Genomic DNA, 19,874 nt, shown 5'->3' on the forward strand with positions numbered 1-19,874 from the left:
CGCGGGGCCGCCCCGCGCCTTTCCTGCAGGGTCAGTTCGCGAATGGCGGGCAGACTTTCATCTCCAGATAGTCTTCCAGCCCGGCACGTCCTCCCTCGCGGCCATTGCCCGACTGTTTGAACCCGCCAAAGGGCGAACCATAGCCCGCATCGCGGCCGTTGACATGAATGCCCCCGGCGCGCAGGCGCCGCGCAACGCGGCGGGCACGGATTTCATCGCCGGTTTGCACATAGGCGGCCAGCCCATAGTCGGTGTCATTGGCCAGGGCGATGGCCTCCTCCTCGGTATCAAAAGGGGTGATGACAAGGACCGGGCCAAAGATCTCCTCGCGCCAGATCGCCATTTCCGGGGTGACATCGCAAAAGATCGTCGGACGTACGAACCAGCCGCTTTGCAGATGTGGCGGCAGATCGCCGGGCCGCCCCGGCCCGCCTGCCAACAGGCGCGCGCCGCCGTCGATTCCCTTGCGGATCATCTTCTGCACGCGCTCATACTGGATTCCATCGAACAGCGGCCCGATATGGTCGCCCTCTTCGGCCGGATCTCCCACCTCTTGCGCCTCGGCTGCCTGACGGGCGATCTGCAGCGCCCGGTCATAGACGCTGCGTTCGACCAGCATTCGCGTGGGGGCATCGCAGCTTTGCCCGGTGTTGTAGAAGCAGCCCGCCACGCCTTCGCGAATGCGGGTCTCGAGATCACAATCGGCAAAGATCAGATTGGGCGATTTCCCCCCAAGTTCCAGCGTGACGCGCTTGACGGTATCAGCGGCGTCCCGCGACACGGCGCTGCCCGCCCTGGTCGAGCCGGTAAAGGACATCATCGCCACATCCGGATGGCGCGACAGGGCGGCACCCACGGTCGGCCCGTCGCCATGGACAAGGTTGAACACTCCTGCGGGAAAACCGGCCTGATCGATCATCTCGGCATAGATCTGCGCCGACAGCGGCGTATGCTCCGAAGGTTTCAGCACGCAGGTCGCCCCCGTCGCAAGGGCCGGAATGACCTTCAGCGCGATCTGGTTGACGGGCCAGTTCCACGGCGTGATCAGCCCGCAGACGCCAATCGGCTCGCGCGACAGCAGGTCGCCATTGGACAGGGTTTCCTCTTCCTCCAGTTCCTCCAGCGCCTCGATGAATGCCAGCAGATGGCCAAGCCCCGCATCGGCCTGAACATCGCGCGACATCGTGGCGGGCGCGCCCATTTCCATGGTGATTGCCCGCGCCAGGTCATCCAGACGCTCGCGCGTCACCTCGGCCAGACGGCGCAGCAACGCCAGACGTTCGGCCTTGGATGTCATGCCATAGCTGTCAAAGGCGACCCTGGCCGCCGCCACCGCGCGATCGACATCGGCGCCATTGCCTAGCGTCAGCACCCCGATCTGCGCATTGGTTGCAGGCGTCAGGATCGGCATGGTCGTGGCGGACCGGGGCGTGACCCATTGTCCGTCGATATAGAATTTGTCGATGGTGATCATCTCGATATCCTTCCGGGGGTCACATGGGTCTGGGCCATGTCCAGATGCAATTCGTCGCTGTCATAGGTCATCGAGGCAATGGCCTCATCGTCCAGTTCCAGCCCCAGACCGGGCTGGGTCGAGGGAATGATATAGCCATCCTCCCACTCGATCCCGCCCTTGACGCCCTGCATGCAGGGGCCGTCGAATGTGCCGATGCTTTCAAGGATCAGGAAATTCGGCGAGCAGGCCGCAATCTGGATATTCGCCGCCGCCACGATGGGCCCGCAATACAGATGCGGCGCAATCTGGGCCTGACGGGTTTCGGCCATTCCGGCGATCTTCTTGGCCTCCAGCAGGCCACCGACCCGGCCGAGGTTCATCTGCAGGATCGAGGCCGCGCCATATTCCAGAAGCCGTGCGAATTCATGTTTCGTGCAAAGCCGCTCGCCCGCCGCCACGGGGACCGAGGTGAAAGCCGCGACCTGCGCCATATCTGCAGGGTTTTCCGGCGGCACGGGTTCCTCGAACCACAGCGGGTCATAGGGTTCGATCGCGCGGGCCAGCCGCTTGGCACCCGAGACGGTGAACTGGCCATGGGTGCCGAACAGCAGATCGGCGCGATCCCCGACGGCATCGCGGATCTGGCGGCAGAATTCGACGCTGCGGGTGATATCCTCGCGCCGGGGCTGATGGCCGTCAAAGATGGTGAAGGGCCCGGCCGGATCGAATTTCAGCGCCGTGAACCCCTGATCAACCATGCTGACGGCGATTTCGGCAGCGATGGAGGCATCATTATAGGCATTCGGCCGGTCGGGGTCGGGATAGACGTCGCCCTGCGCCGGATAAATATAGGAATAGCTGCGCAGCCGGTCATGGACGCGCCCGCCCAGAAGCTCATGCACCGGCCGGTCGGCGGCCTTGCCGATGATGTCCCAGCAGGCCATCTCCAGTCCGCTGAAGGTTCCCATCACGCTGACATCGGGGCGCTGGGTAAAGCCCGCGCCATAGACCTTGCGGAACAGCAGTTCGATGCGGGCGGGGTCAGCCCCCTCGAAATGCCGGGCAAACATGTCGCGGGCCATGGCGCAGCAGGTCTGGGGACCGAAGGTGGCATTATAGATCTCGCCCACGCCGGTGATGCCGCAGGCGGTGGTCAGGCGGACAAAGATGAAATAGCGCCCCCCGTGACGCGGCGGTGGATTGGCAACGATGAAGGTTTCAAGTTTTTCAAGGCGCATGAATGTTCTTTCCTGGCTTGGAATGTGATCAGCCTGCGTCCTGCAGGATCATCTCGGCGGCCCGCATCGCCAACATCATGGTCGGGGCATTGGTATTGCCCGAGGTGATATTGGGAAAGGCCGAGGCATCAACCACCCGCAACCCCGGCACGCCATGCACCTGCAGCCGCGCGTTCACGACGGAATCTCCGGCATCATTTCCCATGCGGCAGGTGCAGCTTGGATGATAGACGGTGGCGGCGCGATCGCGAAAGTCCTGCAACAGTGCCGCGTCATCCATGGCCGCGAATGAGGCTCGTTTCGGGGCGCGCGTCACGGATTTCATCTCGGGCGTTTGCGCCAGCGCGCGGATGACGCGACCGGCCCGGATGGCGGCCTTGCGATCCTGTTCGGTCGCCAGCGAATTGGGCCTGATTGCCGGAGCATCGCGATGATCGGGCGAGCGAATGCAGACCGATCCGCGACTGCTGGGGCGACAGACCTGTGCCGAGATCAGATAGCCGCCGTTCCGGTCCATCTCGATTCCGCCTTCGGATGTGATCCGGTAGGAGGCCGGGTTGCAGAACAGCTGCAAATCCGGCGCCGCCACATCCGGCCCCGAGCGGACAAAGCCGCCAACCTGATTGACCGGCACCGACAGCGGGCCGCGCCGGGTCAGGACATAGCGCAGCCCGGCCCGCAACCGTCCCAGCCGATTGCCCAGGATGTTGTTCAGGGTTTCCCTGTTCGCGGTGAACTGATGGGTGATCGCCAGATGGTCCTGCAGCCCCTGCCCGACCTGGGGCAAATCATGACGCAGCGGAATGCCCCGCGATTTCAGCAAGCGTGCCGGACCTATGCCCGACAGTTGCAGGATCTGCGGCGAATTGATCGCACCCGCGCTGAGGATGACCTCCCTGCGGGCGGTGACCCGCCGGCTTCTGCCGTGTTGTTCAAAGCTCAGCCCGACGACCTTCGGGCCATTGAACTCCAGCCGGGAGACATGGGCATGGGTGATTACCCGCAGGGTCGACCGCTTCATTGCGGGGCGCAGAAAGGCATCCGCTGCCGACCAGCGCCGCCCGCGGCGCACATTGCTGCGGTAATAGCCCAGGCCCTCGCCGCCCTCGCGGTTCATGTCATCCATCACGTCAAATCCGGCCTGCCGGGCTGCCGTCAGGAAGCGGGCACTGAAAGGGTGCATCTGGTCTGACAGATCCTGCACCCAGACAGGGCCTCCCGCTGTCGCGCGACCCGCTGCCTCATGACCCGAGGGCGTCTCCATCGCGTCATAGATCCGCTGCACGGCGGGCCAGCCCCAGCCATCTGCGCCGGCCGCCACCCAATCCTCGAAATCGCGGGCCTGTCCGCGCACATAGGCCATGGCATTGATCGAACTGGACCCGCCGATCACCCGCCCGCGCGGCCAATAGCTGCTGCGCCCCGACAGGCCCTCATCGGCCTCGGTGTGATAGCCCCAGTTCAGAGCAGGATTGGCATAGTTGATCGCATAGCCGATGGGAATCTTGATCCAGAAACGGGCATCGCTGCCCCCGGCCTCCAGCAGCAGAACGCTGAAACGGCCATTGCGCGTCAGCCGGTCGGCCAGAACACAGCCTGCGGAACCCGCCCCGACGAGGATAAAGTCATAGTCATCTTCCGGCATCTTTGCGGCCCGCCCGGCTGTTGTCCTGTGCTGAACAATCAGTCAGCCCGCGTTCCGAATGACAAGCAATGGCTTTGACCGCTTTGACCCCATCTGAATTTGTGCAAAGCGATTTGCCTTGGCGGCCGATAGCCGTCACCATGGGACGAAAGACAGATGGATCCTCATGCGTCGTTTGCCCCATGTCACCTGGCTGCGTTCATTCGAAGCCGCCGCCCGCCACAGCTCTTTCAGCGCGGCTGCGGATGAGTTGAACCTGACCCCCGCTGCAGTCAGCCAGCAAATCCGCCTGCTGGAACAACATCTGGACATGCAGTTGTTCAAACGGCTGGCCAAGGGCGTCGAACTGACCGACATGGGGCAGGCCTATGCCCTGCCGATCCGCAAATCCTTCCTGACCATGCAGACCGCCACCGACGGGCTGTTTGGCAAGAAGCGCAAATCGATCATCCGGGTGCGGGCCTCGATCTCTTTTGCCGCGCTGCTGCTGGCCCCGCGCCTGAATGCCTTTCGCCAGCAGCATCCCGACATCGAGATCGAACTTTCGACCACCGTCTGGGCAGACCGAATGAGCGACGCCAGCATCGATCTGGACATTCGTTATGGGGATGGCGACTGGCCGGAGCACAATATCCATCGCCTGCAGGTCGCTGCGGCCACGATCATCTGCCATCCTGACTATGCCGCGACACTGGGCGACATGCCCTCGGCCGCGATCCTGACGGCGGCCGACATCGTGCAGGTCGTCGGCTCGGAAACGGACTGGGACCGCCTGTTCGAACATTGTGGCTTTGACCAGCCGCGTCCCGATCACTGGATGAAGGCGGATTCATCGCTGATCGCCCTGCAGATCCTGCGGGCCGGCCATGGCTGTTCCATCATCAGCCGCAGCTTCGCCCGACAGGATCTGCAGAGCGGCACATTGGTCGCACCCTATCCGGTCGAGATCCCGATGGGTGAAAGCTTTTTTCTGGTCGAACGCAACGATATGGGCCCGCGCGGCGATATCGAGGTCTTCATCGAATGGCTTTGTGGTCAACATCTGTAGATGTCGTTTTCGGATCGCAACGCCGGTGCGGGCCCATCAATGGCTGCCCTGGCCCCAGGCCGCGTGGCGCGCCCGGCGCAGCAATCCTGCCAGCAGCGCCAATCCGGCCAGATCGACCAGCAGCACCAGTCCCAGCAGACCCGGAAGCCCCAGGCCCGATGTGACCCAGGCCGCCACGGTCGGGGCCGCGCCCATCATCAGCAGCCCGATCATCGCGATCATGCCAAGGCGCCGGGCAAAGCCTGCGCCGGGCAGCCAATGTGCCGCAAGCAGCGGGCGCAGAATCGTATGCATCCCGTAACAGCCGCCCTGAACGATCAGCGCCAGAAGCGCGATCTTCAGCCCGCCTCCCGCAAACAGCAGCAGGGGCGGCACAAGCATGACCGAAAACAGCCATAGCGCGGCCCGTTCCGGGGACAGCCAGCCCTGCACCCTTTCCCACAACAACCGTCCGGCGATCTGCGCCGGGCCCAGCACCATCGGCAGCAACAGCGCCCCCGACAAACCGCGCGCATCTGCCAGTTGCGCGGGCAGTTGGAACAGCAGTGCCGCATGGCCCAGCATCAACAGCGCAAATGCCGTCCCAAGGGCGAATGTCCGCGCAGCCGGCACCCTGACGGGAACCGCGGCGGGCGCACTGTGCTGCGCGCCCTCGCCTCGTGGATCAGAGGGCAGGATCGCCGTTGCGAACAGCGCCATGACGGCAAGAACCATCATGATCCAACGCCACCCCAACCCGGTCGAGGCCAGAACACCGACCAGCGGAAAGGTCAGCAATGTGGCAAATCCGGCAATCAGCGTGATCAGCGTGATCGGGCGGCGTGCTTCGGCTCCGAAACGACGGATCATCAGGCTGAAGCAGGGATCATAGAGCGTCATCGCCATGGGTGCGCCCAGCAGGACCAGCGCCATGGTGAACAGCCAGACATTTGCCGCCCAGGCCGCAAGCATCAACAGCCCGGCCCCGCAAAATCCGGCAAGGCGCATGGCCGGTCCCGCAGCGCCCCGGTCCACGACCATTCCGGCAAGCGGAGACAGCAGCGCCCAAGCCAGGACACCTGCACTCATTGCCCCCGAGACGGCGACGGACGACCATCCGCTTTGGGCCAGAAGATGCGGCAAGAGCGCCGGCATCAGGTAGTAGAAGGCCGACCAGAACAGCAGTTGCGCCACCGCGTGACGCAGCACGAAGACACGATCCGCGCGCAAGTGATCCATGCAGTCCCCGGAAACGGGGTCGTCGCCAACAGCCACCAGATTCCTCCCTCTGCGTGTTAGCTGTCACGATCTGTCGTTGCCTGTCAAAGCATCTTTTGCCGGGTCCGGATGACTTGCGGCTTCCCTGCCCGCCTGCCACAGGCATTTGTGCGCGGCCTCCGGCAGGCAGACCGGAATCCTGCCTCTGCGTCCCATCGGGTGGCAGCGCGATCACTCCTTGCGCCGGATGGTTCCGACCAGTTCGGTCGCGGCTGTCAGCGTGTTGTAGATGGTCCCGTATTTCTGCAGGTTCCGGTGCAACAGATCCAGCCTCTGATCGCTTTCATCCGTATCGACGGTGATTTCATAGTCGATACGGATGATCTTGGGCGGGCTGTCCTGACGCCGCGCATGCAGGCTGATATCCATGCCGCGCAGATTGAAATCCAGCATCGGCAGGACCCGCTCGGTGCCCTTCAACATGCAGGCAGCAAGGCTTGCCAGCAACAGTTCCGCCGGGTTGAACGCGTCATCGCGCCCCTGCATGTCCGTATCCAGCACGATCCGCGCGCCCTTGGTGCCGGCCTCGGAGCCGTGATGGTCGATCCGCCGTGCGGTGACATTGTATTCCAGCATCTCGCCGCCTTTCCGTTATGATTCCGGCAGCCTAGGCGCCCAGCCATTGTTCCAGCCTGGCCGCATCGGGCAGACCGCCCGCGTGGACAAGCTTGCCATCGACGGCAATGCCGGGGGTCGACATGACACCCGCCATGGCGATGGACTTGGCGTCCGCGACCTTTTCGATCGCGACCTCGACGCCCAGTTTCGCGGCCGCCTCCTGCACCATCCTTTCGGTCGCCTCGCAGCGCTTGCAGCCGGGGCCATAGATCTTGACCGTTTTCATGGTCTTTCCTTTCATGTGGCAGAATGCTTGGAAATCAGAGCAGGAAGTTGAACAGATAGCCCGTCGCCAGGATCCCGACCGACACAACGGCGATGAAGATCGCGATCAGCCGCAGCGTCAGGACCTGCTTGAGGATGATCATCTCGGGCAGGGACAAGGCGATCACCGACATCATGAAGGCAAGCGTCGTTCCAAGGGCCGCACCCTTGCCCAGCAATGCCTCGACGATGGGAATGACCCCGGCGGCATTGGTATACATCGGCACGCCCACGACCACCGCCGCCGGAACCGACCACCAGGCCTCGCCGCCCATGATCTTCAGCATCATTGCCTCGGGGACATAGCCATGGATCGCCGCGCCGATGCCGATGCCCACCAGAACCCAGATCCAGACCTTGCCGACGATCTCGCGCACCTGCTCGGCACCGGTTTTCAGCCGGTCGACGAAGGTGATCTGTTCTTCCGGCAGGTCACCGACGGGGGCGGCGGTCATCTCGCGCACCCAGTCCTGCAAGAAGCGCTCCAGCCCCATCTTGCCCAGCACAAAACCCGAGACGGTGGCGATGGTAAAGCCGAAGACAAGGTAGATCGTGGCGATCTTCCAGCCGACAAGGCCATAAAGCAGCCCCAACCCCACCGGCCCCACCATCGGCCCCGCGATCAGGAACGAGAATGTCACACCCAGCGGAATCCCCGCCGAGACAAAGCCGATGAAAAGCGGCACTGACGAGCAGGAACAGAAGGGCGTAAAGACGCCCAGCAGCGCGGCCAGCGGATAGCCCCAGATCTCGCGCTTGCCGGCAAGAATGCTGCGGGTCTTTTCGGGGCTGAACCAGCTGCGCAGCACGCCGGTGACAAAGACGATACCCGTCAGCAGCAAAAGCACCTTGGGCACGTCATAAGCAAAGAAGGCAATCGCCTCGCCGGTATGGCTGTGGCGTTCGACGGGAAATTGCGCCGTGATCCATTCGGAAAAGGGGACAAGCTGGCCATAGGCCAGCCAACCCAGAACGGCAAGGCCGGCAATTCCGGCATACCATGTCCGGTCCGACAAGGGCTGTTTCAGATGACCTTCATGGGGTTCCGAACTCATGTCATTTCCCTTTCAAGGATTTTCTCTGCCGTCAGGACGGCAGAGATGACGGCCATGATTTCCCGAGGCAGATCGGGATTGCGCCGATAGCGAACCCATTGCGCATCCCGCCGGTCGACGACCAGTCCGGCCTCGCGCAGCACTTTCATGTGGCGTGACATGCGGCTCTGGCTGGCATTCAGCCGGTCCATCAGTTCGCAGACGCAATGCTCTCCACCGTCCCAGAGGATGGCCAGCGCGGCGCGGCGGGTCGAATCACATAGGGCGTTCAATATCTCTTGCATGTGTTCATTCATATGCGCCCACCCGCATATGCGCTTTGATCCATGTCAAACCTTTTGACAGAATCTCTCTTGCCTGGCCGGGAATCGCAGGCCCGGGAAACCCGAACCCCAGCTTGCGTGACCTTGCCACACACCTCGGCGCTTCCCGACCGTTCGGGGTGCCAGAGCCAAGGGCAATACTGCCGTTTGAGACGGGTAGAAACTTTCGATGAAATCTTCGTATGACAATGTCTTGACAGCAAAGATCAGATACATGACGTAGCGCGCGACGGCGGCGGCAGAAGATTGACTGCCGCGGCCTCTGTCGGCGGAACACCGACCGGGGCTCAGCTCGTCGTCATAAATCTGTTTCACACAACGCGCGGTGCCTGTATGGAGGCCCCCGAAATCAAGCCGGAGGGGGCTCGTGCCCGACAAGAACTTCGAACCGAGGCATCTCGAGACCCTCGATCGCGACCTGGATCGCCTGTCCCGTCTTGAGACGGCCAGTTCCTTTATCACCCGCCCCCTGGCCGCCCCGGCCGTGGCAGCGGTGTTCATCCTGCTGACCGGGCTTCTGGCGGCGGTGCTGGTCGAAGGCACCAGCAGCACGCTGGTCATCGTTCTGGCGGCCACGATCGGCGCCTATATGGCCGTGAACATCGGGGCCAATGACGTGGCCAACAACATGGGACCGGCAGTCGGTGCGAATGTGCTGACCATGGGCGGGGCCATCACCATTGCCATCATCTTCGAAAGCGCCGGGGCTTTGATCGCCGGCGGTGACGTGGTGTCAACCGTGGCCAAGGGGATCGTGTCCCCGGCCTCGGCGGAATCGCCGGAAGTCTTCGTAAAGGTGATGATGGCCGCGCTGTTCTCGGCCGCGCTCTGGGTCAATATCGCCACATGGATCGGAGCGCCCGTCTCGACGACCCATTCCGTCGTGGGCGGCGTCATGGGGGCGGGGATCGCTGCAGCCGGGTTCGGCGCTGTCAATTGGCCGACCATTTCGGCGATTGCGGCAAGCTGGGTCATCTCGCCCGTGCTGGGAGGACTGATCGCGGCGGCCTTCCTGTGGCTGATCAAGGCGCGCATCATCTATCAGGCTGACAAGATCGCCGCGGCGCGGGTCTGGGTGCCCGTGCTGGTGGGGATCATGGCCGGGGCCTTCACCGCCTATCTGGCCCTCAAGGGGCTGAAAAAGCTGATCCGGATCGATTTTCTCTCGGCGCTTGGTGTCGGTCTGGTGGTCGGCATTGCCGTCTGGCTGATCCTGATCCCGGTGATCCGCAGGCGCGCGCGGGGGCTGGAAAACCGCAATAAATCGCTGAAAACCCTGTTCGCGATTCCGCTGATCGTCTCGGCGGCCTTTCTCAGCTTTGCCCATGGTGCCAATGACGTGGCAAATGCGGTCGGCCCGCTGGCAGCCATCGTCAGCGCCAGCACGACCGGAGAATTCACCTCGAGCATCGCTATCCCGCTGTGGGTCATGCTGATCGGGGCCTTCGGGATTTCCTTCGGGCTGTTCCTCTTCGGGCCGAAACTGATCCGCATGGTCGGCAATGAGATCACCAAGCTGAACCCGATGCGGGCCTTCTGCGTGGCCCTTTCGGCGGCCGTCACCGTCATCGTGGCCAGTGGCCTTGGCCTGCCGGTCAGTTCGACCCATATCGCGGTGGGCGGTATCTTTGGTGTCGGCTTCTTCCGCGAATGGTATGCCGAACGGCGGCTGCGCCTTGCCCGTCAGGACATCCCTGACCTGCCCGCGTACAGCCCGAACGAACGTCGCCAGCGCAAGCTGGTCCGCAGGGCCCATGCCATGACCATCGCCGCGGCATGGGTCGTGACCGTGCCTGCCGCGGCCATCCTGTCGGGCTTGCTGTTCTTGGCTATTCGGCTGGCAACCGGCTGAGCCCGCTCCTGCGTTCCGCGCCGGCTGCCGGCCAAAGCTGCCGGCCTCAACCGGCCTCTTGCGCGGTTTCCTCTGCGGCTTTCTCTACGGTGGCCGCAGCACCGGCCCCGGTTGCCAGCTTCAGCTGTGCCCAGGCCTGCGCCGCATCATTGGCCGCCGAGGCTGCCGCGATCCGGGCCGAAGCCGTGTTGCGGTCGGTTTCCAGCAGGTCGAGCAGCGTGATCGCTCCATTGCGATAGTTTTCCTGCGCAAGGGACAGCGCATGGCCGTAATCGGCAGCAGCCTTGTTCAACAATGACGCACGCTGGCGATAGCGGGTCAGGTTGGACTGTGCGACCTCGACCTCTTCTACGGCATCCATGACGGCGGCCCGCCAGGCGATCTCGGCCTGTTTCGCGGCCGAGATCTTCGCATCGCGACTGGCGCGCAGGCGCCCTTGGCTGAGGACCGGCAGCGACAATTGCGGCCCGAAATCCCAGGCATCCGCCCCGTCGCTTTCCGCGCTGCCACCCAGAAAGCGGGTCTCCAGCGAGATGTCAGGGCGCTGATAGTCCGGACCGACAGCATCACCGCGAAAGGCACCGTCCAGCTTTCATAGAGAACCGCAAGACAAAGGACCACCACCAGCGCCGACAGCGTATAGAGCATGACCTCCTGACTGCCCGCCAGCCTTTCCTGATAGCTCAGCCCCGTTCAGGCCGGTGCATAGGATCCGTCCAGCCCCGCGGTCAGTTCCTCCATCACGGCCATCGCCTCGCCCGAGCTCAGCCCGGCAGATGCCTCGCCGGAAATCTTTAACGCGCGGGTGCCGCCATATCGCGCCAGTTTCGGCGTGATCGTTTCCCATTCACGCGTCATGAAGGCCGAAAGCGAAACGCCAAGGGCCTCGGCCATATCGACATAGATCAGATCGGCGCGCACGATGGTCGTCAGCTCATCGCTTTGCCCCGCTGTGACCAGATCCCCGACCGAAACTGTCGACACATCCGCGCGACCGGCAATCGGACTGGTGATGGTTGTCCAGGACAGCTCGGTCTGCGCCAGTTTCAGCGCCGCCTTGGCAGCCTCAAGCGTCGCCTTGGCCTCGGCCAGACTGGCGCGGGCGGCCTCGACTTCCGCCTCGGTATAGCCGCGCCCCGACAGTTGCTGGGCACGATCATAGGCCGATTGCGCCACCGGCAGATTGGCCTCCGCCGTTGCCAGATCGGCCCGGGCCGGGGTCTCGGCGGCGATATAGATTGAATCATCGCCCCGGAACAGCGGCCCCCCCACCTCCAGCATCTCGGCGGGAATATAGAGAATTTCCTCGATCCCCCCTCCGACGCGGGGGCGCAGTTCGACCTCCTGCTAGGCGACTGCACGACCCGGCAAGGTGGTGACACGCGGCACGTCCTGCAGGCTGAGTTCGACAACCCCCACTTCAAGCGGTCCCGACGCCCCCATGGGGGCACCCTACGCCAGCGCAGAACATGCGCAGGCGACCAGCGCAGCAGCGGCAGCTGCAATTTTCCAGATTGCGGGTTTCATCGAATTTGGAATCCTTGACTATGCCATCCGTTTGGTTCCTGCTATGCAAACCCTGCGCAGTTGGCACGAATTTATCGCATGACGCTTTCGTTACGACAGAAACGCCGGCAGGAAACCGCCCGGGACATTCAACGAGCTACGCTGGAACTGGCACTGGCCCGCGGGCTGGAACATGTCACGACCGAGGAAATCGCTCAGGTCGCGGGTGTCAGCACGCGAACTTTCTTCAATTATTTCAACAATAAAGAAGCAGCTGCAATCGGGATCCCCCCAGGCTTTCGCGATGAAGACACGACCGCCCTGCGAAACGGTAAAGGCTCTCTGGCGGCGGATCTGAAACGTTTTCTTGACCGGCATATTCAGTTGCTGGCAGCGGATATGGACGTCTTGCGCATGGTGCGGCAGGTCGTTCATGCGAATCTGAAGGCCCGACTGGCCCTCGATAGGATTCTGGAGACGGAATATGACGAGTTGGCCGATTGCCTGCACGCCCGTCTGGGCGACCGGGATATTGCCCTTGCGCTTGCCGATCATGCCGTGTCCTGCACCAAACGGGCGATAACGCTGTGGGAAGGCCAGCAGGATATGACTCTTGCGGCCGCGCTGGACAGGGCATGGGCCAGCCATATTGCGGCCGCAGGGATCTTGCATTCCTCCGGCTGACCCATTCATTGCTGTCCCCCGACATCTCACGGGGCGGTCATCGCATTGACACCTGATTGATTTACATTTCATATCAAGACGTTATCCACATAAATCAGCGCAGCCCGCCTGCGTCACCCTTTTCGAACGCAATCAAGACTTCGGAATTCACAAGTGTGAACTCAACCTCTGATTGTATAGTCGGACACCCTCAGCCTTCCTGCATGACCATCAATCCAAAGTCGTTTTTCTCGTGGCCATGGAATGATACAATCCAGGCGAATGTCCCGAAGTTCAGCACGCGGCAGGCCAATGCAGACATACCCCCAGTCCACTGCGACCACGCGCGCCCACGACAGGGAAGAATGCCCTTACCGGATTCTTTTCGTCGAGGATGACCGGAAACTGGCTTCTTTTCTGGCTCGCTATTTCGGTGAAGAGGGGTTTCAGGTCCAGATAGCCGGTGACGGGCCAACGATGCGCGAGGCATTGGCGGCAGAAGATTTCGAAATCGTCGTTCTCGATATCGGCCTGCCGGGCCGGGACGATGGCTACGCCCTGGCCCGTGAACTCAAGAAGGAGCATGACCTGGGCGTGATGTTCCTGTCTGCGCGCCATGAAGCCTTGGACCGGATCGTCGGACTGGAAATTGGGGCCGATGACTATCTTGTCAAACCGTTCGAACCCCGCGAATTGCTGGCACGCGTGCGGGCGATCCTGCGCCGCATGCCCGGTGACCGCTCTGGCCCTGCCGGGACCGCGACGCAGGCACCGGCGGGGCCGAATGGCAAAGGCACCACTTTGACATTCGACGGCTGGCGGCTCGATCTGGAGGCCCGCTCTCTATATGATTCAGAGGGTCGCGAACAGGTTCTGACCACGCAGGAATTCAACCTGCTCAGCGTGCTGGCGCAAAGGCCGGGGCGGGTTCTGAGCCGGGACCAGCTGCTGGACCTGACCGCCAGCCGCCACTGGGCACCCAATGATCGTTCGATAGATGTGATGATCGGCAAGATCCGACGAAAGATCGGTGATTCCGGTCCGGATTATCGCCGTATCCGCACCATCAGGGGGGTCGGTTACATGTTTTCTTCCTGCCCCTGAACCTCGCAGCGACATGGCAGATCAAGCACCGCGCGCGCACCGCCCGAAGCGGCATTCTCGATGCGAAAGCTGCCACTATAGACCAGCGCCAGTTGCCGGATCATCGGCAGACCCAACCCCATTCCGTCAGGCTTGGTGGTGAAACGTGGCTCAAGCGCATGTCCCAGTTCCTCGGGCGAAAGCCCGGGCCCATCATCTTCGACGGTCAGGCGCGCATAAAGTCCGCCTTGCCAGACAGATTGCAACCGGATCCAGACCGTGCCGCGTCCGGATGTGGCATCACGCGCATTGATCAGAAGATTGGCGATTGCCGATTCCAGTTGCCCGGAATCGATCGGCGAAATCAAAGCCTGTTCGGGCAGATGCAGCGTCAACTGCATGTCCCGACACAGGCTGCGTGACAACATCGCAACCGAGGCGGCAATCGTCTGGCCCAGGTCGGTGCGTGTGTCGCGCCTCAGGCCGCTGCGGGCAAAATCCATGAGTTGTGCGACCAGGTCGGTGGCCGTGGCCGTGGCCTCCAATGCATCGCTGGCATAGGGCTTCAGCCGGTCGTCTTGCTGCAAGCGGTCATTTATCACCGCAAGATTGGCCCTGATTACGGCCAGCATGTTCTTGAAGTCATGGGACAGCCCGGTGGCCAGTTGCGATACGGCTTCCAGCTTGCGGTGCAAGGCCAGTTCCTGTTCGATGCGCAGCTTGTCCTGTCTTATCTGTGCCAGTTCAAAACAGCGCTTCAGAACCTGCATCAACTCATCCAGAAAGAAGGGTTTGCGCAGATAATCATAGGCCCCGGCTTGCAAGGCAGCCACCGCGCTGTCGACCGAGGCGTAGGCAGTCATGATCACAAGGATCAGATCAGGCTGCGACTGCTTCAGCTGCAGAGCCAGTTCGGTGCCGTCTTCCTGTCCAAGCCGCACATCCAGAAGCACGACGTCGATGGAGTTGGTGGCCAACGCCGCCCTTGCCGCCGCGCCGTCACCCGCCAGAAGGCAATCCACCCCTTCCAGTGCCAGCGCACGCGAGGTCGCAATGGCGAAATCCTGATCGTCATCGACCAGCAAGAGACGGCGGCTGGGGGCGGACATGGTCATCCCTCGGCCTCGGGAATGCTGACGCGCATGATCGTGCCACCGGGGCCGGTGCGCTGAATCCAGGCGTCACCGCCATGCATCTGCGCAACCCGCCGCACCAGGGGCAGCCCCAGTCCGACGCCCGAGGGTTTGGTAGTGACCAACGGATCGAAGGCACGCGCGCGGATCTCGGCAGGCAGACCAGGGCCGTTGTCCTCGACCTCGATGATGCAGTGGTCCCCTTGACGCATGGCCCGCAATTGAAGCCGGGGAACATGATCCGCCACCACGACGGATTCGGCTGCCTGCCAGCCGTTTTCAAGCAGGTTGCAGATGGCAAACTGTAGTCTTGCCGGATCGCAGCGCAGATGCATGCCTTCCGGCACCGTCAGGGAAATCGAGCCATGAGCCGGATGTTCCGAGATCAACGCGCGCAGCCATGCCTTCAGGTCAACCGGCATGGTTTCATGGGCCCCCTCGCGCGCGAAGTCCAGCAACATGTCGATGATCCGGCTGCACCGGGTGATATTGCGGCGGATGCGCTGCACATCCTCATCCGCCTCGGGCCCCAAACCGGGATGTCGCGACAGAACCTCGACCGAACTGCTAATCGTTCCAAGGGGATTGCGCAACTCGTGACTGACAATGGCCGAGACCTCGCCAATGGCGGCCAGTCGCTGGCGAATGGCCAGTTCATGCTGGGTGGCGCCCAACCGTTGCAACGCGCCCAGCAGGTTTTCTTCGGTCAGGCGACGGCGTTCATGTGCCATGACGATCCAGAAGGCGACCAACCCTATCAAGGGGGCCGCGCCAAGAAGGAAATTGGTCGCAAGTTGAGGTTCATGCAAGCGATCAGACAGCAGACGCGCGGCCAAGAACAGGCAGCCCAGCATGGCCATGAGAGTGATGAAGACCGCGACGATCTGCCAGATGCGCTGGCCCATCCGGGGCGGCACACGGTGCAACCGCACGGAAGGGGCCTGCGCGTCAACGACCTCTGGCCGAGGAATGGGAGGTCTCTTGCAAAAGTCACGACAGTGAGGTTCCAGACTGCAACACAACGAGCAGATCGGTCGTTCATAGAACGTGCAATAGACCATGTCGCGCGGTTCATAACCATGGCTGCAAATGGCGCAATCACAGGACTTGGCATGACCAAAGTCATGTGGTGTGCGGGCCGAATATCCGTGTCCCTTCCGGAACATGCCCAACAGGGTGGCGACCAGCAGCGACACTGCAAAGGCAATCGGCGCGGACCATGCCTGTGCCAACGGTCCCGTGACCCCGAGAAACAGAGCAAGCCCTACAAGACCGCCGATCGCCATGCCGCAACAGCCCACTGGGTTGAAATCGGGTAGATAGGCCCGTCTGAATTCGATCCGGCGCGGACTGAGGTGCAGGGGTTTCAGGATTGCCAGGTCGGCAAAAATCGCCCCAAGCGACGCCAGCGCCAGATTGGCATAGATCGCAAGGACCGCCTCCAGCGTGGAAAACACGCCCATCATCATCAGCGCACAACTGACCGAGACATGGAACAACAACCAGACCAGCCGTCCGGGGTGATAGCGGGCAAGGCGCAGAAACAGGTTCGACTGGGCCAGAGACCCCGCATAGGCATTGGTCACGTTAATCTTGATCTGGGCAATCAGCACATAGACCGTGGCAAGGATCAGCGCTGTCACCGGCTGGAACATATATTCATAGGCATGGCGGAACATACCGATCGGTTCGGCGGCGATGGCCGGGGTGACGCCGTCATTGATTGCCAGCCAGGCCAGAAAGCTGCCCATGATGATCTTGGTGCCACCAATCAGAATCCAGCCGGGGCCGGCAAGGATCAGCGCGCCCCACCAGCGCAGCTTCGTGGTTGCCTGCGGCGGGGGGAGAAAGCGCAGGTAGTCGACCTGTTCACCGATCTGCAGGGTCAACGCACAGAGCACACCAATCGCCGCGCCAAGGGACAGCATGCTCATTTCCGGTCCCGGCGATGCCAGCCATTGTCCCACGACGGCGGGTTCCGTCGCCCATGCGATGGCCAGAAACGGCAGGATGGCCAGCCCGATCCACGCCGCCTGCGTAATCAGTTGAAATCTTGAAATAGCCGTCATTCCCCTCGATGCCACAGGCAGGATGACAAGGGCCGACAACAGGTATCCCAGCGGCAGTGGCAGTCCAAATGCCATATTCAGGGCCTGCCCGATGATCACGCCTTCAAGCGCGAAGAAAATGATCGTGTAGCTGGCATAGATCAGCGAGGTGATGGCCGAGCCGATATAACCAAATCCCGCGCCACGAGTCAGAAGGTCCATATCCACATTCGCCCGCGCGGCGTGATAGGCGATGGGCAGGCTGACAATGAAGATGAAAACTGACGCCAGAAGCACCGCGATCACGGTGGTCTGCACCCCCCATGACAGCGTCAACGCCGCGCCAATCGCTTCCAGTGCCAGAAAGGAAATACCCCCCAGTGCCGTATGCGTGATGGTTGCCGGGCTCCAGCGACGGTGGCTGGCAGGTGCATAGCGTAGCGCGTAATCCTCGATTGTCTCATCTGCGACCCAGGACTGATAGCTGCGCGGTGCGGGGTCCAGCCCCGGAAAGCTGTGTGCTGTTGCCTGCGCGGCCTCGGTCCCTTCTGCCAATGTCGTCATTCATTCCCCCGCCCATTGGCGGTACGGCCCGCAATCACATGCGCGAACGGGCCATTCCCCCCTCTTGTCGGCAAAGCCTAGCTGGCTTGAGGGCATCTGTGAATTGCTACGTTTCGGGCCGCGGCGCACGATGCGCAGGCGATTACAAAAAATTACAATAATTGCATCTTCACCGGTATTTGCGATTACGTGGCGCGGTCAATCTGATCCAGGATCCGCCTGCCTAAAGAGGCAGCGCGCGACGACGATGGGAGGAATGACATGCCGAGAACAGTCTTTGAAGTCGATCTGAACAAGGCCCCTGAAGACGCAGCGATGAAACCGCACAACCGCTGGCATCCCGATATCCCGATGGTGGAAACCTTCAAGCCCGGCGAAGTGATGCGCGTGGAATGCTATGACTGGACGGGGGGGCAGGTCGGAAATAATGACAGCGCCAATGACATCCGCGATGTCGATCTGACCCGCGTCCACTATCTGTCGGGACCTTTCGGCTTTGAAGGGGCCGAGCCGGGTGACCTGCTGGTTGTCGATATTTTGGATATTGGTGCAAAAGATGAGTCCCGCTGGGGGTTCAACGGTCTGTTTGCCAAGGAAAATGGCGGCGGCTTCCTGACCGAACATTACCCCAAGGCCACCAAGTCCATCTGGGATTTCGAAGGCATCTATACCACGTCCCGCCATATCCCCGGGGTGCGCTATCCCGGCCTGATCCATCCCGGCCTGATCGGCTGTCTGCCCGATCACAAGCTGCTGGCCGAGGCAAACCGCCGCGAGGCCGAACTGATTGCCACCGATCCCGACCGGGTTCCGCCGCTGGCCTGCCCGCCCGATCCTTCGACAGCTCTGATGGGGCAGATGTCGGGTTCGGCCGCCCAGAACGCCGCCAAGGAGGCATGGCGCACCGTGCCGCCGCGAGAACATGGCGGAAATTGCGACATCAAGAACCTGTCGCGCGGCTCGAAGGTCTATTTCCCCGTCTATGTGAAGGGCGGCGGTCTCTCGATGGGCGATATCCATTTCAGCCAGGGTGACGGCGAAATCACCTTCTGCGGAGCCATCGAGATGGCAGGATGGATCGACATCAAGGTCGACATCATCAAGGACGGCATGTCGAAATACGGCGTGATCAACCCGATCTTCAAACCCTCGCCTATTGATCCGCATTTCGACGACTATCTGATCTTCGAAGGCATCTCGGTCGACGAACATACCGGCGAACAATATTATCTGGACGCTCATGTCGCCTATCGACGGGCCTGTCTGAACGCGATCGAATATCTGAAGAAATTCGGCTATTCGGGCGAACAGGCCTACATGATCCTGGGCACTGCACCGGTCGAGGGACGTATCGCCGGGATCGTGGACATCCCCAATGTCTGCGCGACATTGGCCATTCCCACGGCCATCTTCGATTTCGACATCAGACCCAATGGCGATGGCCCGAAACGCGCGGTCCCCGAGGTCAAGGTCGCCGAGTCGACCTGATTTCAAGGATCAGGCCCTTTCCGCCCCGTCTTCGCGGGGCGGGTCAACCGGAGGCAAGCTTCATGTTACTTGGATTTTTGCTGTTCTACGTCGGTGCGGTGCTGTTCCTCAACGGCCTTTGGCTGCTGGGCAAGATCGAGGATCGCGAGATCGTCGCGGTCAATGTGCTCTCTGGCCTTGCTGCCGCCGGCGTGGTCATTGACGGTGCCTTTGGCTCCGAGGCCGATGCAGACAGTATTCGAGGGGCGGCGCTGACCCTGATGTTCAGCGGCACCTACCTTTGGGTTGCCTATAACCGTCTGGCCAATGTCGATGGGCGCGGCCTCGGATGGTTCAGCCTCTTCGTATCGCTGACCACGGTGCCCGTCTTCTTGCGCGCCATCGCATCTGCGGGATCGGCAAGCGAGGTCTGGCTGGCGACGAACTGGCTGATCTGGGGAATCCTGTGGTTCATGTATTTCCTGCTGTTGGCCCTGCAGCGCCCGATCCTGCGCCAGACGGCATGGGTGACCCTGCTGGCCGGGATCGTGACCGGCTGGTTGCCGGGCTTTCTGCTACTTGACGGCCTGATGTGAACATCCGCGCGGCCGGATCCATGGCGCCGGGCTGCCCCGAACAGGAGAAGAGGAGGAA

At 62.1% G+C, this 19,874-nt stretch carries 18 protein-coding genes and 1 pseudogene; 6 read left to right on the forward strand and 13 right to left on the reverse strand.

Translation table 11 applies throughout. From position 1 onward, the window contains the following. Positions 1-31: 31 nt before the first annotated feature. The 3 genes from JHW44_RS15400 to JHW44_RS15410 are packed head-to-tail and all read right to left on the reverse strand — an operon-like array spanning position 32 to position 4,339. Positions 32-1,474: an aldehyde dehydrogenase family protein gene (locus tag JHW44_RS15400; RefSeq protein WP_089344246.1), complete on the reverse strand. Its 1,443-nt coding sequence runs from the start codon at positions 1,472-1,474 to the stop codon at positions 32-34. Continuing rightward, positions 1,471-2,694 (reverse strand): mandelate racemase/muconate lactonizing enzyme family protein, encoded by a 1,224-nt coding sequence (locus JHW44_RS15405; RefSeq protein WP_089344247.1) that lies wholly within the window; start codon positions 2,692-2,694, stop codon positions 1,471-1,473. The genes JHW44_RS15400 and JHW44_RS15405 overlap by 4 nt, the downstream gene beginning before the upstream one ends. A 28-nt stretch (positions 2,695-2,722) precedes the next feature. Then, positions 2,723-4,339, reverse strand: coding sequence for a GMC family oxidoreductase (locus JHW44_RS15410; RefSeq protein ID WP_089344248.1), 1,617 nt, complete (start codon positions 4,337-4,339; stop codon positions 2,723-2,725). A 166-nt stretch (positions 4,340-4,505) separates the two neighbouring features. Between JHW44_RS15410 and JHW44_RS15415 the strand changes: the two genes are divergently transcribed. After that, the gene (locus JHW44_RS15415) at positions 4,506-5,387 is read left to right on the forward strand and encodes a LysR substrate-binding domain-containing protein (protein WP_089344249.1); all 882 of its coding nucleotides are present in this window, start codon (positions 4,506-4,508) and stop codon (positions 5,385-5,387) included. Between the two features lie 36 nt (positions 5,388-5,423). On the opposite strand, the gene JHW44_RS15420 is transcribed toward JHW44_RS15415, so the two are convergent. The 5 genes from JHW44_RS15420 to JHW44_RS15440 form a co-directional block, all read right to left on the reverse strand. Further along, complete coding sequence (locus JHW44_RS15420; protein WP_143811453.1) at positions 5,424-6,641, reverse strand: MFS transporter; 1,218 nt, start codon at positions 6,639-6,641, stop codon at positions 5,424-5,426. A gap of 174 nt (positions 6,642-6,815) precedes the next feature. After that, positions 6,816-7,220 carry an OsmC family protein gene (locus JHW44_RS15425; RefSeq protein ID WP_089344251.1) on the reverse strand — a complete coding sequence of 135 codons (405 nt, stop codon included), beginning with the start codon at positions 7,218-7,220 and terminating at the stop codon, positions 6,816-6,818. Between the two features lie 31 nt (positions 7,221-7,251). After that, a complete protein-coding gene (locus JHW44_RS15430) occupies positions 7,252-7,488 on the reverse strand; it encodes a thioredoxin family protein (RefSeq protein WP_089344252.1) in 237 nt (78 codons plus the stop codon). Positions 7,489-7,522: 34 nt separating this feature from the next. Then, positions 7,523-8,581, reverse strand: coding sequence for a permease (locus JHW44_RS15435; RefSeq protein ID WP_089344253.1), 1,059 nt, complete (start codon positions 8,579-8,581; stop codon positions 7,523-7,525). Further along, a complete protein-coding gene (locus JHW44_RS15440) occupies positions 8,578-8,865 on the reverse strand; it encodes an ArsR/SmtB family transcription factor (protein WP_089344254.1) in 288 nt (95 codons plus the stop codon). Before JHW44_RS15440 ends, JHW44_RS15435 begins: the two co-directional genes overlap by 4 nt. 406 nt (positions 8,866-9,271) lie before the next feature. Between JHW44_RS15440 and JHW44_RS15445 the strand changes: the two genes are divergently transcribed. Beyond that, positions 9,272-10,756, forward strand: a complete 1,485-nt coding sequence (locus JHW44_RS15445) for an inorganic phosphate transporter (protein ID WP_089344255.1) — start codon at positions 9,272-9,274, stop codon at positions 10,754-10,756. A 46-nt stretch (positions 10,757-10,802) separates the two neighbouring features. On the opposite strand, the gene JHW44_RS15450 is transcribed toward JHW44_RS15445, so the two are convergent. The 3 genes and pseudogenes from JHW44_RS15450 to JHW44_RS15460 all read right to left on the reverse strand — a co-directional run bounded on the left by JHW44_RS15450 (position 10,803) and on the right by JHW44_RS15460 (position 12,091). Beyond that, the gene (locus JHW44_RS15450; RefSeq protein ID WP_089344256.1) at positions 10,803-11,345 is read right to left on the reverse strand and encodes a TolC family protein; all 543 of its coding nucleotides are present in this window, start codon (positions 11,343-11,345) and stop codon (positions 10,803-10,805) included. Next, positions 11,324-11,443, reverse strand: a pseudogene (locus JHW44_RS15455) (efflux RND transporter permease subunit); the annotation flags it as partial. The pseudogene JHW44_RS15455 and the gene JHW44_RS15450, both read right to left, overlap by 22 nt. 6 nt (positions 11,444-11,449) lie before the next feature. Next, positions 11,450-12,091 (reverse strand): efflux RND transporter periplasmic adaptor subunit, encoded by a 642-nt coding sequence (locus JHW44_RS15460; protein ID WP_473093031.1) that lies wholly within the window; start codon positions 12,089-12,091, stop codon positions 11,450-11,452. Between the two features lie 270 nt (positions 12,092-12,361). Here JHW44_RS15460 and JHW44_RS20485 point away from each other — a divergent pair, with 270 nt between their 5' ends. Further along, entirely contained in the window at positions 12,362-12,946 is a 585-nt protein-coding gene (locus tag JHW44_RS20485; RefSeq protein ID WP_089344257.1) for a TetR/AcrR family transcriptional regulator, read from the forward strand. Positions 12,947-13,237: 291 nt separating this feature from the next. Then, entirely contained in the window at positions 13,238-14,029 is a 792-nt protein-coding gene (locus tag JHW44_RS15470; RefSeq protein ID WP_089344258.1) for a response regulator, read from the forward strand. Here the strand turns inward: JHW44_RS15470 and JHW44_RS15475 are convergent. Together JHW44_RS15475 and JHW44_RS15480 are read right to left on the reverse strand one after the other, a co-directional pair. Continuing rightward, positions 14,005-15,117: a sensor histidine kinase gene (locus JHW44_RS15475; protein ID WP_272850318.1), complete on the reverse strand. Its 1,113-nt coding sequence runs from the start codon at positions 15,115-15,117 to the stop codon at positions 14,005-14,007. The genes JHW44_RS15470 and JHW44_RS15475 overlap by 25 nt on opposite strands. A 2-nt stretch (positions 15,118-15,119) precedes the next feature. Beyond that, positions 15,120-17,753 carry an ATP-binding protein gene (locus tag JHW44_RS15480; RefSeq protein ID WP_089344260.1) on the reverse strand — a complete coding sequence of 878 codons (2,634 nt, stop codon included), beginning with the start codon at positions 17,751-17,753 and terminating at the stop codon, positions 15,120-15,122. Between the two features lie 261 nt (positions 17,754-18,014). Here JHW44_RS15480 and fmdA point away from each other — a divergent pair, with 261 nt between their 5' ends. Together fmdA and JHW44_RS15490 are read left to right on the forward strand one after the other, a co-directional pair. Continuing rightward, on the forward strand, positions 18,015-19,241 hold the full coding sequence (gene fmdA, locus JHW44_RS15485) for a formamidase (protein WP_089344261.1): 1,227 nt from the start codon (positions 18,015-18,017) through the stop codon (positions 19,239-19,241). A 62-nt stretch (positions 19,242-19,303) separates the two neighbouring features. Beyond that, positions 19,304-19,816 carry an AmiS/UreI family transporter gene (locus JHW44_RS15490; RefSeq protein WP_089344262.1) on the forward strand — a complete coding sequence of 171 codons (513 nt, stop codon included), beginning with the start codon at positions 19,304-19,306 and terminating at the stop codon, positions 19,814-19,816. Positions 19,817-19,874: the final 58 nt, after the last annotated feature.

This window comes from Paracoccus seriniphilus (assembly GCF_028553745.1).
In the GTDB taxonomy this organism is placed as follows: Bacteria; Pseudomonadota; Alphaproteobacteria; order Rhodobacterales; family Rhodobacteraceae; genus Paracoccus; species Paracoccus seriniphilus.

What these genes read in the sequence shown, in the direction of transcription:
- JHW44_RS15400 (WP_089344246.1), bottom strand. Translation starts at nt 1,474, where the DNA reads ATGATCACCATCGACAAATTCTATATCGACGGACAATGGGTCACGCCC.
- JHW44_RS15405 (WP_089344247.1), bottom strand. Translation starts at nt 2,694, where the DNA reads ATGCGCCTTGAAAAACTTGAAACCTTCATCGTTGCCAATCCACCGCCG.
- JHW44_RS15410 (WP_089344248.1), bottom strand. Translation starts at nt 4,339, where the DNA reads ATGCCGGAAGATGACTATGACTTTATCCTCGTCGGGGCGGGTTCCGCA.
- JHW44_RS15415 (WP_089344249.1), top strand. Translation starts at nt 4,506, where the DNA reads ATGCGTCGTTTGCCCCATGTCACCTGGCTGCGTTCATTCGAAGCCGCC.
- JHW44_RS15425 (WP_089344251.1), bottom strand. Translation starts at nt 7,220, where the DNA reads ATGCTGGAATACAATGTCACCGCACGGCGGATCGACCATCACGGCTCC.
- JHW44_RS15430 (WP_089344252.1), bottom strand. Translation starts at nt 7,488, where the DNA reads ATGAAAACGGTCAAGATCTATGGCCCCGGCTGCAAGCGCTGCGAGGCG.
- JHW44_RS15435 (WP_089344253.1), bottom strand. Translation starts at nt 8,581, where the DNA reads ATGAGTTCGGAACCCCATGAAGGTCATCTGAAACAGCCCTTGTCGGAC.
- JHW44_RS15440 (WP_089344254.1), bottom strand. Translation starts at nt 8,865, where the DNA reads ATGCAAGAGATATTGAACGCCCTATGTGATTCGACCCGCCGCGCCGCG.
- JHW44_RS20485 (WP_089344257.1), top strand. Translation starts at nt 12,362, where the DNA reads ATGACGCTTTCGTTACGACAGAAACGCCGGCAGGAAACCGCCCGGGAC.
- JHW44_RS15470 (WP_089344258.1), top strand. Translation starts at nt 13,238, where the DNA reads ATGCAGACATACCCCCAGTCCACTGCGACCACGCGCGCCCACGACAGG.
- JHW44_RS15475 (WP_272850318.1), bottom strand. Translation starts at nt 15,117, where the DNA reads ATGTCCGCCCCCAGCCGCCGTCTCTTGCTGGTCGATGACGATCAGGAT.
- JHW44_RS15480 (WP_089344260.1), bottom strand. Translation starts at nt 17,753, where the DNA reads ATGACGACATTGGCAGAAGGGACCGAGGCCGCGCAGGCAACAGCACAC.
- fmdA (WP_089344261.1), top strand. Translation starts at nt 18,015, where the DNA reads ATGCCGAGAACAGTCTTTGAAGTCGATCTGAACAAGGCCCCTGAAGAC.
- JHW44_RS15490 (WP_089344262.1), top strand. Translation starts at nt 19,304, where the DNA reads ATGTTACTTGGATTTTTGCTGTTCTACGTCGGTGCGGTGCTGTTCCTC.